Origin of the sequence: Bacillus sp. K2I17, from assembly GCF_002209985.1 — a bacterium.
Taxonomy (GTDB): domain Bacteria; phylum Bacillota; class Bacilli; order Bacillales; family Bacillaceae_G; genus Bacillus_A; species Bacillus_A wiedmannii.
Genome location: NZ_NJGF01000014.1, coordinates 83,284 through 96,151, shown reverse-complemented (window position 1 = coordinate 96,151; position 12,868 = coordinate 83,284). Strand labels below are relative to the sequence as shown.

Sequence of the window (12,868 nt, the reverse complement as noted above, 5' to 3'; positions counted from 1 at the left end):
AGTTTTTACAGCATATAGGAGGCGAAAAAATGATTTCTTTTAACAACGTAAGTAAAGTATATGAATCAGGTGGGCAATCTGTTCATGCGGTGGAGGATGTAACATTATCAGTTGAGAAGGGCGAAATTTTTGGCATTATCGGTTTTAGTGGCGCTGGAAAGAGTACGTTATTACGCCTAGTAAATATGTTAGAGAGACCAACGGCGGGAACGATTTCAATAGATGATAAAGATATTACATCACTATCGACGAAAGAATTACGGAAGCTAAGACAAAGAATCGGGATGATTTTTCAAAGTTTTAATTTATTTAATTCAAGAACAGTGTTTGGGAATATTGCTTATCCATTAAGGTTAGCGAAAGTACCAAAAAATGAGATAAAAGAAAGAGTAAATGAACTGCTAAAGTTTGTAGGATTAGAAGATAAAGCAAACTATTATCCAGAGCAACTATCAGGCGGACAAAAGCAGCGTGTTGGCATTGCAAGAGCACTTGCAACATCGCCAGACATTCTTATATGTGATGAGGCAACATCAGCTTTAGATCCAGAAACAACGACAGAAATTTTGAACTTATTAAAGAAAGTAAATCGAGAATACAATGTAACAATTCTTCTTATTACACATGAAATGCATGTTGTGAAAGAAATTTGTCACCGTGTAGCTGTAATGGAGAAGGGAAAAGTTATTGAAGAAGGAAAACTATTTGACGTTTTCACACAACCGAAAACAAAGACAACTCAAAACTTTGTACGCTCCATTATTAATGATCATTTACCGGAAAGTGTTCTAGGGAAAATTCAAAATGGTGGACAGATTTATCGCTTAACATTTACTGGGGAAGAGACAGGGCAGCCGGTACTATCATATATCGCGAAAAATTATAACGTCGATGTAAACGTACTGTATGGAAATATTATTGAACTCCAAAATGTGCTATTTGGAAATCTTCTTGTAGAATTGCAAGGTGAACAGAAGGAAATTCAAAAAGCATTACAACATCTAAGACTGCAAGTGCAGCTGAAGGAGGTAGAAGCTCATGCGAGTTGATTGGAGTATATTTTGGCCTCGCATAGTAGATGCGACGGGGGATACCCTCTTAATGGTAATCGTAACCCTTATATTTGCTACAATTCTTGGTATACCCCTAGGTTTACTGTTATATGTAACGAGGAAAGGAAACTTTTTAGAAAATAAATGGGTCTTTTCTATTCTTAATATCATTATTAATACAATTCGTCCGGTTCCATTCATCATCTTCTTAGTAGCTTTAAGCCCACTAACAAGAAGTGTTATCGGAACGACGATTGGAACAGCAGCAGCAATCTTTCCAATGACGTTAGTTGCGTCAATTGGTATTGCTAGAATGGTTGAAACAAATCTTGTTTCAGTTCCAAAGGGAGTCATTGAAGCAGCTCAAGCGATGGGTGCTTCACCATTTAGAATTGTTTTTGAAATTCTTGTACCAGAAGCGTTAGCGCCATTGATTTTAGGTGTTACGTTTATGACAGTTGGTTTAATTGAATTTTCTGCAGTTGCTGGGCTTGTCGGTGGTGGCGGTCTTGGTGACTTAGCGATGACATATGGTTATCAACGTTTTGATACATCAGTTATGTTCGTAACGGTCGTTTTACTTATTATTCTCGTACAGGTAGCTCAAAATTTAGGAAACTACTTTGCGAAAGTCTTTTTACGTAGATCATAAAAAGGAAGAGGGGAAAAGAAAATGAAGAAAATTTTAGCATTTGCATTATCAGCGATTGTAGGAATTTCAGCGTTAAGCGGCTGCTCAAGTGGAGACACGGGGGCAGGAGCAAAAGAGAAAGTAGTTCGCGTTGGCGTAACCGGAACAGATGGAGACGCTTGGGAAATTTTAAAGAAAAAAGCTGAAAAAGAGGGAATTAAAATTAAACTGGTTGAGTTCTCTGATTACACAACGCCAAATAAAGCGTTAGCTGATGGAGATATTGAACTAAACTCATTCCAGCACGTTGCTTTCTTAGAGCAATTTAAAAAAGAGCATAAGTTAGATATTACAGCTGTCGGTACAACGCAAATTGCACCAATGGGCTTATACTCTGAAAAATATAAGAAGGCAAATGAAATTCCAGATGGTTCAGAAATTGCGATTCCAAATGATCCAACGAACCAAGCTCGTGCATTAAAACTTCTTGATGCAGCTGGATTATTAAAGCTTAAGAAAGACTTTGGCTTATTCGGAGATCCAAGTGGCATTGCTGAAAATCCGAAGAAGTTAAAAATTACACCGGTTATCGCACAGCAAACACCTCGTGTATTAAAAGATGTTGCAGCTTCAGTTATTAATAACGGTGTTGCTGGTCAAGCTGGATTAGATCCAGCGAAGGATCCAATTTTCTTAGAAGATCCAAAGAATGAAAATGCGAAGCCATATATTAATATTTTCGCAGCTCGTACAAAAGATAAAGATGATCCAACACTGAAAAAAGTAATTGAACTTTATCATTCAAAAGAAGTAACAGATGCAATTAAGAAAGAAACAAATGATGGTTCCATTTCAGTAGATCTTTCACTTGAGGAGCTTGAAAAAATCGTAAAATAATTATCGGGTTTAACGATTAACAGTAGGAACCCCTCCGCTGTTAGCTCGTTCAACATATAATCTACTTAACAAACAAAACCCTAATTCTGTACCTTCCAATTCTGTATAACGTAGAATCCAATGTTTGTTAAGTAGAGTGATGGACCAGGAGTTTTCCTGGTCTTTTTTTATGAATGAAAGTAGCTAGCGAATAGTAAGGTAATCCAAATTATAAAAGGGTAAGCAAATAAGCTAAAAATGAGTGTAATTATGAATTGTTTTTTATGAATGAGGTGTTTTTCGAATGAAAAAAAGAAAATAGAAAAAATCATAATGAAAACGGCTGATATTACGCCAGGATTATATGAACGATAAATGAAAAACAAAATAATATGTTGAACAGAGTTGAAGAATATCGCCCCCTGTATAAAAATAATCCAGTATATAGAAGACAAGAAGTTTAGTTGATATAGAAAGACGATAAGTAAGACAAAGATTGTTAATACGAAAATCGCAATGAAAAATTGTCGGCTTGTTATAAAATGAATTGAAAATTGATTAGCAAGATATTGTGGCATTTGAAAAGATTCTTCAAGGTTATGAACGAAAAATAATAAAGGAATGATCCAGGGTATAATAGTTGAATGTTTTTTCATCAACTTACATCACTCCAATAAAATATAGAAAGCCTAAAAAAGGCCCTCTATACAGGGATAGTTATTCAATTATGATACTTTTTAAATTATCCTCATGATGCTCTTGTTTTTTCGGATAAGTAGCTAGTTCCTCTTGCAAAATGTTTAGTGCTTGCTTAGCTGATTGCTGGATTGGGGCAGGTAACTCTTCTAATATATTCATACCGACTTTTATTTTTGTACGAATTACCTTCCTTAGTAGTTCCTCACGCATGCACTACACCTCCAAATCGAATGTTTAGTACATCATCTTCGAATTTTGCTCCTTGAATAGAAAGGTGTGTTAACGTTTTTGGTAATGTGATGTTCCGTTTCACAGAACCTGAACGAATGATAAGTTCATCACCTTTTTGATTTAATGAAAGTTCACTTTTGTTTGAGAAGGGAATGGAGAGAACGAAAATATACTCATCGCCATCTTTTTTTACATATTGAGTGCGACCGTTAAATTTCACTTCCGTAGGAGAAGAATCTGATTTAAATAAAGCATCTCCTACACGCTCTAACATAGACAAACCGACAACCTCTTGTTCAAACATAGGAGCTTCGTAAATAGGAAGCGGCTGAAAACTATCTTGAATCAATGTTTTATATTTCTTTTGAGTATCTTTCCATGCTTGAAAATAAGGATCGGTGACAGTGTTAGGGATGACGCGATTAATCATAATGGCATCCACGTTATAATCGTATAAGTTTAAATACGTAAAGCTGCGCTGAGCTTCTTTAATGACCATCTTTTCAGGATTTACAACGATGCGGATACTTGTTATGTCTCGGTTTGATAAAATATCTCTCATTTCTCCAAGTTGTTCAAGTGTATTCGTTAATTCGTCCATAATATCATCGGTTGGAAGGGGGACACCAAGAAGTGGTTGAGCTACAGGACGAACAACTTTTAAAACTTTTCTTTTAATAGGAAAGAGTTTTTCCATCCACCAGCCGAGCATGTCTGGAAAGCTGAGCATTGCTAATGTTTCTCCTGTTGGAGCACAATCAATGATAATAACATCATATGTGTTTTGTTTATAATAATCGAGTACGCGAAGTAAGCTAATTAAATCTTCCATACCAGGAAACATCGTTAATTCTTCTGTTGTAATATCATCAGCTGCTTTGGAGGTGAAGAGTAGCGTAATATATTTCTGTAATTTCCCCCAGCCTTTTTCCATCTCATAAATCGTATTAATTTCTTGTGCCCACAAATTTTCACGAATTGCTAATGGCTCAGAAGATAGCTTTATACCAAATGAATCTCCTAAACTATGAGCAGGATCTGTACTCATTACTAATGTTTTTAATCCTTGTTTTGCGCTTTGAAGTGCTGTTGCTGCTGAAATGCTAGTTTTTCCTACGCCGCCTTTACCTGTATACAAAATAATTCTCATTATTCTATCCCCTTTGTTTCGAGTATCGAATATTACGAGTTCCGAAATAAAATGTTGAATAAAAACCCAACTAGGGTTTTATTCAATCGGAATGTTTTTCATTTTAGGTGTAGAAACCTTTTCTTCTGTTTTTTGCTGTGACGTAGCAATGTGATTCATGATCTTTTGGAAGATTTGTAGTAAGAATGCTTTTTCTTCTTCTGATAATGCTTCTGTCACTAGGTTAAAGTAATGGGCTGCATTTTGTTTTACTTCTTGAACGAGCATTACGCCGTTTTCTGTTAAACGAATTAATACAATGCGTCGGTCGTTTTCATCACGGTACCTTTCAATATATCCCTTTTTTACGAGGCGATTTACAACACCTGTCGTTGTACTCATCGGTATATCAAGAAGGTCAGCGATTTTTGTCATTGTAATATCTGTATTTCGCTCCATCCAAAGTAAACAAAATACTTCTGTTTTAGAAAGTGTTAAATCTAGGCTTACCCATTCTTCAGGATAAAAAAGTTTCTTGGCGTTATCTAGCAGTAAGTCTAAAAAATGTTCGTATTGCAACAATTATTTCCACTCCCGTATATTTCGAGGTTCGTAATATTTGTTTTTATTTTATGCAGAATTGAAATAAATGTCAATAGTTTTAACTGTTTTTTCAGATTAGACAGAAAACTAACTTTAAAATAGTATTCTTTTATGATAGATTTATAAATATAAAACTAGAATTTACATAAAAATCCATCATAGTAAATATACTTATCTATAATGGATGTACAGCTAACGAGGGGGAGAACAATGAGAAGACGTAATACGCAAGCGTTCACGTTTTTAGCATGGACTTCATTTGTTTGTGCACTTTCAGGTATGCTAATTGGAATTTATACGTTAGATGAAACGCTTAGTGTAAAAGGATATTATTTAATTGGAACATTATTTTTAACGATGTCTTGTTTTGTATTACAAAAAACAATTCGTGATAATGAAGAAGATAACGAGAGATTTCCGAAAAATAAACCGTTAGATAAAGAGTAAATCGTAAAGAAAGGCATTTGCCTTTCTTTTTTTATGTAAAAATGCAGTAAGTGCCGTGTGTTGACTTGCTTGAAGTACTGAAAATTTGGTATCATCAATAGTATTGTAGATTGAACGATATATTATGGAGGTGGCCTAGCCGTGTCAAGAATTTCCGTTGAGAATGTAAAGCACGTAGCACATTTAGCACGTCTTGCAATTACTGATCAAGAAGCTAAAAAATTTCAAAAACAACTAGATGCAATTGTTACATTTGCAGAACAGTTAAATGAATTAGATACAACTGATGTAAAACCAACAACTCATGTATTAACTATGAAAAATGTTATGCGTGAAGATGTACCAGAAAAAGGTTTACCAGTCGAAGAAGTATTAAAAAATGCACCGGATCACAAAGATAATCAAATCCGTGTTCCAGCAGTATTAGAATAGAGGAGGGGAATTTCGATGTCATTATTTGATCATTCCGTATCAGAGTTACATAAGAAGTTAAACAACAAAGAAATTTCCGTTACGGATTTAGTAGAAGAATCTTACAAACGTATTGCGGATGTTGAAGATAACGTAAAAGCTTTTCTTACATTAGATGAAGAAAACGCACGCGCGAAAGCGAAAGAATTAGACGCGAAAATTGGTGCTGAAGATAATGGTTTATTATTCGGTATGCCAATTGGTGTAAAAGATAACATTGTAACTAACGGTCTTCGTACAACTTGTGCGAGCAAAATGTTAGCAAACTTTGATCCAATTTATGATGCAACAGTTGTGCAAAAGCTAAAAGCTGCTGACACAGTTACAATCGGTAAGTTAAATATGGACGAGTTCGCAATGGGTTCTTCAAATGAAAACTCAGGTTTCTACGCTACGAAAAATCCATGGAACTTAGATTACGTTCCAGGCGGATCTAGTGGTGGTTCTGCAGCAGCTGTAGCAGCAGGAGAAGTATTATTCTCTCTAGGTTCTGATACGGGTGGTTCTATCCGTCAGCCAGCTGCATATTGCGGCGTTGTAGGTTTAAAACCAACGTACGGACGCGTATCTCGTTACGGATTAGTAGCATTCGCATCTTCACTTGACCAAATCGGACCGATTACACGTACAGTAGAAGATAATGCATACTTATTACAAGCTATTTCAGGTATTGACCGTATGGATGCAACTTCTGCTAACGTTGAAGTAGGAAACTACTTAGCTGGTTTAACAGGCGACGTTAAAGGTTTACGCATTGCTGTACCGAAAGAATACTTAGGAGAAGGTGTTGGCGAAGAAGCTCGTGAGTCAGTACTAGCTGCTTTAAAAGTATTAGAAGGTATGGGCGCAACTTGGGAGGAAGTATCTCTTCCACACTCTAAATACGCTCTAGCAACGTATTACTTATTATCTTCTTCTGAAGCATCTGCTAATCTTTCACGCTTTGATGGCGTACGTTACGGTGTTCGTTCTGATAATGTAAATAATTTATTAGACCTTTACAAAAACACACGTAGCGAAGGTTTTGGTGATGAAGTAAAACGTCGTATTATGCTTGGTACATTTGCACTTAGCTCTGGTTACTATGATGCATACTACAAGAAAGCACAACAAGTACGTACATTAATTAAAAACGACTTTGAAAATGTATTTGCTAACTACGATGTTATTATTGGACCAACAACGCCAACTCCGGCATTTAAAGTGGGCGAAAAAGTTGATGATCCAATGACAATGTATGCAAATGACATTTTAACAATCCCAGTAAACTTAGCGGGTGTTCCAGCGATTTCTGTTCCATGTGGATTCGGTGCTAACAACATGCCACTTGGTCTACAAATCATTGGTAAACACTTCGATGAAGCGACAATTTACCGCGTTGCACATGCGTTTGAGCAAGCAACAGACTATCATACAAAAAAAGCAAGTCTGTAAGGAGGCGAGCATAGATGAATTTAGAAACAATTATTGGTTTAGAGGTTCACGTTGAGTTAAAAACAAATTCGAAAATTTTCTCTGCGAGTCCAACAGAATTCGGAGCGGAGCCAAATACACAAACAAGTGTAATTGACTTAGGATACCCAGGGGTACTTCCTACTTTAAATAAAGAAGCAGTTAACTTTGCAATGAAAGCTGCAATGGCATTAAACTGTGAAATCGCAACGGAAACGAAGTTCGACCGTAAAAACTATTTCTACCCAGATAATCCGAAAGCTTACCAAATTTCTCAATTCGATAAGCCAATTGGTGAAAATGGTTGGATTGAAATTGAAGTAGACGGTAAAAAGAAACGTATCGGTATTACACGTCTTCATTTAGAAGAAGATGCTGGTAAATCAACGCATACAGCTGATGGTTCATTAGTAGATTACAATCGTCAAGGTATGCCTTTAATCGAGATCGTATCTGAGCCAGATATGCGTACGCCAGAAGAAGCATATGCATACTTAGAGAAGTTAAAATCAATCATTCAATACACTGGCGTATCTGATTGTAAGATGGAAGAAGGTTCCTTGCGTTGTGATGCGAACATTTCCCTTCGTCCAGTTGGACAAGAGAAGTTCGGTACAAAAGCGGAACTGAAAAACTTAAACTCATTCACTTACGTACAAAAAGGTCTTGAGCACGAGCAAGTGCGCCAAGAGAAAGAATTGTTATCTGGTGGTATCATCCAACAAGAAACACGTCGTTATGATGAAGCAACGAAGAAAACAATCTTAATGCGTGTGAAAGAGGGATCTGACGATTACCGTTACTTCCCAGAGCCAGACTTAGTTGAACTTTACATCGATGATGAGTGGAAAGAAGAAATTCGTGCTTCGATTCCAGAACTTCCAGATGCACGTAAAGCTCGCTACGTTGCAGAAATTGGCTTACCAGCTTATGATGCACACGTATTAACATTAACGAAAGAGATGTCTGATTTCTTTGAAGCAGCAATTGAAGATGGAGCAGATGCGAAACTAACATCAAACTGGTTAATGGGTGAAGTGCTTGCATACTTAAACAAACAACAAAAAGAATTAAAAGACGTTGCATTAACGCCTGCTGGTTTATCTAAAATGGTTCAATTAATTGAAAAAGGTACAATTTCTTCTAAAATCGCGAAGAAAGTATTTAACGAGTTAATTGAAAAAGGTGGAGACCCAGAGGAAATCGTTAAAGCAAAAGGTCTTGTTCAAATTTCTGACGAGGGTACACTTCGTAAAGTTGTAACAGAAATTCTTGATAATAATGAGCAATCTATCGAAGACTTTAAAAACGGTAAAGACCGTGCAATTGGCTTCTTAGTTGGTCAAATTATGAAAGCTACAAAAGGACAAGCAAATCCGCCGCTTGTTAACAAAATCTTACTTGAAGAGATTAATAAGCGATAATAATAGTAACTTGTAAAGATTAAGCAGAAAAACACCCGTACATGGGTGTTTTTCTAGGTTAATCAAACGTTTGTTTAAATGAGAGAAGATCGTTTAAACAAACGTTTGATTAACTGTCAAAAGTGTAAAAATGTTTGTATAGCAACTATGGTATGATAGTTGCAAAAAGGTGGGAATAATGATAAATCTAGACATAGAGGTTTTTTTCATCTCATGAAATAATAGATAATTATTATTCGTTATATGTAAATTGTTGTGAGGAAATAGATGGACATAAATTTTTTGTCAAATAAAACAAAACCATTGAAATGAATATTTACTTTTGATGGACTACACGAATCGGGTTCTTACTGCCTGTTTGAGCGAGATAAAAGAAGGATAGGAAGATGAGAGGAGGTAGGCATGGGAATACTGAATAGAAGTTCGGTATGTTCTTTTTCAATATATAAAGAAATTTCCTGTGCTAATAAATGATGAAGCGAGCAAGAATTATTTATAATCCTACTTCTGGGCGCGAGCTATTTAAGAAGAGCTTACCGGAAGTATTACAAAAATTAGAACAAGCTGGATATGAAGCGTCTTGTCATGCGACAACTGGTCCTGGGGATGCGACTGTGGCAGCGAGGCAAGCTGCGGATCGTAAGTTTGATGTTGTTATCGCAGCTGGTGGTGATGGTACATTAAATGAAGTGGTGAACGGCTTAGTAGGACATGAACATCGTCCAAAGTTTGGAATTATTCCAGTTGGAACGACAAATGATTTTGCGCGTGCGATCGGTGTACCTCGTGCTATTGAAGAGGCTGCGGATATTATTTGTGAAGGGAAAACAGTTCCGTTAGATCTTGGTAGAGCGAATGATACATATTTCATTAATATCGCTGGTGGCGGCCGTATTACAGAATTAACATATGAAGTGCCAAGCAAGCTAAAGACGGTATTAGGCCAACTTGCTTACTATTTAAAAGGAATCGAAATGTTACCGTCATTACATCCAACATATGTTGAAATTGAGTATGATGGGAAATTACTACAAGAAGAAATTACGATGTTTTTAATTACGAATACTCGTTCAGTGGGCGGCTTTGAAAAGGTAGCACCATATGCATCGATTAACGATGGATTATTTGATTTATTAGTACTGAAAAAAGGTTCTATTGCTGACTTAATTAAAGCAGCAACACAAGCGCAGCGTGGTGAACATATTAATAACCCAAAAGTGCTATACACACAAGCAAATCGAATTAAAGTGCATTCACCAGATAAACTAATGATTAACTTAGACGGTGAATACGGTGGAGATGCACCGATGGAATTCGAAAATATATATCATTGTCTTGAACTATTTGTTCCTGAACAACAAGAGGATGCCCTGTAAAGGCATCCTTTTTATTATATAGAGGAATTGTAAATTGGAAGTTAGTTTGATTTTTATGGTATTTTTACAATTCGTTTATTTTATATCCATACTTTATTGATACACTGGAGGAGATAAGAAACGAGAGGTAGGATGCTATGGAGAAGGTAAAGGCAATACTATTTGATAAAGATGGGACATTAATGGATTTTCATTCAATTTGGATAAAAGTGGCTGAAGAGCTTGTCGCTGAATGTATAAAATTATATCAACTCCCACAGTCAATGCAGCAGGCTTTATTAAAAGAAATCGGTGTGGATGGGGCATTTGTTCATCCTCGTAGTGCAATAGCTGCTGGAACAAGCCTCGATGTAGCAAAGGGGCTTTGTAAGTATATTACGTCATCTAAGGAAGAGGAAATGCATGAGTGGGTAAGTGAAAAATTATTTTCTCTTATGTATGAACACCGCTCCTATATGAAAATGACGGCGGATTTACCGAGGATTTTACAAGGTTTAAAGGATAGAGGATTTATTTTAGGTGTTGTGACAGCTGATGATTTTGCACCAACAGAATTATTTTTGAAACAATATCAATTAGAGTCCTTTTTTGATTATGTTGTAGCTTCAGATACATTTCCGGCACAAAAACCAGATAAAAGAATTGTAGAATCTTTTTGTGAGAAGTTTCATTTAGAAGCATGTGAAGTAGCCATCGTTGGAGATACACCAACTGATTTATATTTAGCGAGAAATGGTGGCAATTGCTATGCAATTGGAGTACTGTCTGGTACAGGAGATCGTCAAACGTTAGAACCACTTGCAGATTTAGTAGTACAATCTGTTGGGGAGTTTATTTCTCATTCGGGTGAGTTGATTTGGGAACAAGGAAAGTCTAATGTGTAAGAAAAATAAGTCTATAAGGACTCTTAATGAGTCTTTATAGACTTATTTTTTATGTTGACATAGAAGGTATGCAGGATGAATGCTGGGAAAGAACGTTGGCATACATTTTGCAATGAAAAGAGAAAACAATGTAAAGAAAAGGATGGGGTACGTAATGAACACAAAAAAATTTGCTAAAGTAAATGAACAAATTCCTGGACCGAAAGCAGCGTCTTTATTAGAACGCCGCCAAAATATAGTACCAAAAGGAGTAAGTAACGGCATCCCAACGTTTGTACAATCTGCAAATGGTTCTCTTGTAACAGATGTTGATGGCAATCAGTACATTGATTTCGCGGGAGCAATCGGAACAATTAACGTAGGGCATTGTCATCCAGCTGTTAAAGAGGCGCTCCATAAACAAGTAGATCAATACATTCATACTGGATTTAATGTCATGATGTATGAGCCATATATTGAATTAGCAGAAAAACTTGCGGCATTAGCGCCGGGAAGTTTTGATAAGCAAGTACTATTTTTAAATAGTGGTGCAGAAGCGGTTGAGAACGCTGTGAAAATCGCTCGTAAATATACAAAAAGACCTGGTATTATCGCATTTTCTAAAGGATTCCATGGGCGTACATTAATGACAATGACGATGACAAGTAAAGTAAAACCATATAAATTTGGATTTGGTCCATTTGCGCCTGAAGTCTATAAAGCACCATTCCCGTACGAATATCGCCGCCCAGAAGGATTAACGGAAGAGCAGTACGATGACTTTATTATTGAAGAGTTTAAGAATTTCTTCATATCAGAAGTAGCACCAGAAACAATTGCAGCCGTTGTAATGGAACCTGTTCAAGGGGAAGGCGGATTTATCGTTCCAAGTAAGAAGTTTGTGCAAGAAGTACGCAATATTTGTTCAGAACACGGCATCTTATTTGTAGCGGATGAAATTCAAACAGGATTTAGTCGTACAGGAAAATATTTTGCCATTGATCATTATGATGTCGTTCCAGATTTAATTACGGTATCTAAATCATTAGGCGCTGGTGTACCGATTAGTGGTGTTATTGGGCGCAAGGAAATTATGAATGAGTCTGCGCCGGGAGAGCTTGGTGGAACGTATGCAGGAAGCCCACTAGGATGTGCAGCAGCATTGGCAGTACTTGATGTAATAGAAAAAGAGAATTTAAATGATAGAGCGATAGAATTAGGAAAAGTCGTAATGAACCGATTCGAAGAGATGAAAAATAAATATAATTGCATTGGTGATGTGCGTGGTTTAGGAGCAATGTGTGCATTCGAGCTCGTTCAAGATCGTAAGACGAAAGCACCTGATAAAACGTTAACAGCTAATTTGTGCGCAGAGGCAAATAAACGCGGATTACTTCTACTATCAGCAGGGACATACGGTAATGTTATTCGTGTGTTAATGCCATTAGTTATTACAGATGAGCAACTTGAAGAAGGATTAACTATAATTGAAGAATCATTGCAAGTCTGTTATGAGAAAGCGAATACTGCTCGTGTTTAAAAGTTAAATAATAAATCGCAAACATTCTAGCTGACTCTATATAAAATACAGAAAATTCACTTTATAATAAAGGT

14 protein-coding genes are annotated in these 12,868 nt (G+C 36.4%); 10 read left to right on the top strand and 4 right to left on the bottom strand.

The genetic code is table 11. The features are described 5' to 3' along the window. The first annotated feature begins 29 nt into the window (after positions 1-29). From CER22_RS17440 to CER22_RS17430, 3 genes are read left to right on the top strand one after another with little or no spacing between them, the layout of a single operon-like run. The gene (locus CER22_RS17440; protein WP_046953719.1) at positions 30-1,049 is read left to right on the top strand and encodes a methionine ABC transporter ATP-binding protein; all 1,020 of its coding nucleotides are present in this window, start codon (positions 30-32) and stop codon (positions 1,047-1,049) included. Next, complete coding sequence (locus CER22_RS17435; protein WP_001261880.1) at positions 1,039-1,704, top strand: methionine ABC transporter permease; 666 nt, start codon at positions 1,039-1,041, stop codon at positions 1,702-1,704. The genes CER22_RS17440 and CER22_RS17435 overlap by 11 nt, the downstream gene beginning before the upstream one ends. Before the next feature lie 21 nt (positions 1,705-1,725). Further along, positions 1,726-2,580 carry a MetQ/NlpA family ABC transporter substrate-binding protein gene (locus CER22_RS17430; protein WP_000721587.1) on the top strand — a complete coding sequence of 285 codons (855 nt, stop codon included), beginning with the start codon at positions 1,726-1,728 and terminating at the stop codon, positions 2,578-2,580. Between the two features lie 167 nt (positions 2,581-2,747). Here CER22_RS17430 and CER22_RS17425 read toward each other — a convergent pair whose 3' ends face one another. The 4 genes from CER22_RS17425 to CER22_RS17410 form a co-directional block, all read right to left on the bottom strand. Beyond that, positions 2,748-3,215, bottom strand: coding sequence for an HXXEE domain-containing protein (locus tag CER22_RS17425; protein ID WP_046958899.1), 468 nt, complete (start codon positions 3,213-3,215; stop codon positions 2,748-2,750). Positions 3,216-3,276: 61 nt separating this feature from the next. Beyond that, a complete protein-coding gene (locus CER22_RS17420; protein WP_087982231.1) occupies positions 3,277-3,468 on the bottom strand; it encodes a DUF3926 domain-containing protein in 192 nt (63 codons plus the stop codon). Continuing rightward, a complete protein-coding gene (locus CER22_RS17415) occupies positions 3,461-4,642 on the bottom strand; it encodes an ArsA family ATPase (protein WP_088061535.1) in 1,182 nt (393 codons plus the stop codon). The genes CER22_RS17420 and CER22_RS17415 overlap by 8 nt, the downstream gene beginning before the upstream one ends. 75 nt (positions 4,643-4,717) lie before the next feature. Continuing rightward, a complete protein-coding gene (locus CER22_RS17410) occupies positions 4,718-5,200 on the bottom strand; it encodes a MarR family winged helix-turn-helix transcriptional regulator (protein WP_000942477.1) in 483 nt (160 codons plus the stop codon). A gap of 231 nt (positions 5,201-5,431) precedes the next feature. Between CER22_RS17410 and CER22_RS17405 the strand changes: the two genes are divergently transcribed. The 7 genes from CER22_RS17405 (at position 5,432) to gabT (ending at position 12,794) form a co-directional block, all read left to right on the top strand. Next, complete coding sequence (locus CER22_RS17405) at positions 5,432-5,668, top strand: YiaA/YiaB family inner membrane protein (RefSeq protein WP_001254393.1); 237 nt, start codon at positions 5,432-5,434, stop codon at positions 5,666-5,668. A 141-nt stretch (positions 5,669-5,809) separates the two neighbouring features. Beyond that, positions 5,810-6,100, top strand: a complete 291-nt coding sequence (gene gatC, locus CER22_RS17400) for an Asp-tRNA(Asn)/Glu-tRNA(Gln) amidotransferase subunit GatC (protein ID WP_088061537.1) — start codon at positions 5,810-5,812, stop codon at positions 6,098-6,100. 15 nt (positions 6,101-6,115) lie between these two features. Then, positions 6,116-7,573 carry an Asp-tRNA(Asn)/Glu-tRNA(Gln) amidotransferase subunit GatA gene (gene gatA / locus CER22_RS17395; protein ID WP_000051449.1) on the top strand — a complete coding sequence of 486 codons (1,458 nt, stop codon included), beginning with the start codon at positions 6,116-6,118 and terminating at the stop codon, positions 7,571-7,573. Between the two features lie 14 nt (positions 7,574-7,587). Then, positions 7,588-9,015, top strand: a complete 1,428-nt coding sequence (gene gatB, locus CER22_RS17390) for an Asp-tRNA(Asn)/Glu-tRNA(Gln) amidotransferase subunit GatB (RefSeq protein WP_001047688.1) — start codon at positions 7,588-7,590, stop codon at positions 9,013-9,015. Positions 9,016-9,485: 470 nt separating this feature from the next. Continuing rightward, positions 9,486-10,391: a diacylglycerol kinase gene (locus CER22_RS17385; RefSeq protein WP_000977669.1), complete on the top strand. Its 906-nt coding sequence runs from the start codon at positions 9,486-9,488 to the stop codon at positions 10,389-10,391. A gap of 137 nt (positions 10,392-10,528) precedes the next feature. Continuing rightward, the gene (locus CER22_RS17380) at positions 10,529-11,275 is read left to right on the top strand and encodes an HAD family hydrolase (RefSeq protein ID WP_088061539.1); all 747 of its coding nucleotides are present in this window, start codon (positions 10,529-10,531) and stop codon (positions 11,273-11,275) included. A gap of 154 nt (positions 11,276-11,429) precedes the next feature. Next, positions 11,430-12,794 carry a 4-aminobutyrate--2-oxoglutarate transaminase gene (gene gabT / locus CER22_RS17375; RefSeq protein WP_088061541.1) on the top strand — a complete coding sequence of 455 codons (1,365 nt, stop codon included), beginning with the start codon at positions 11,430-11,432 and terminating at the stop codon, positions 12,792-12,794. The last annotated feature ends 74 nt before the right edge of the window (positions 12,795-12,868 follow it).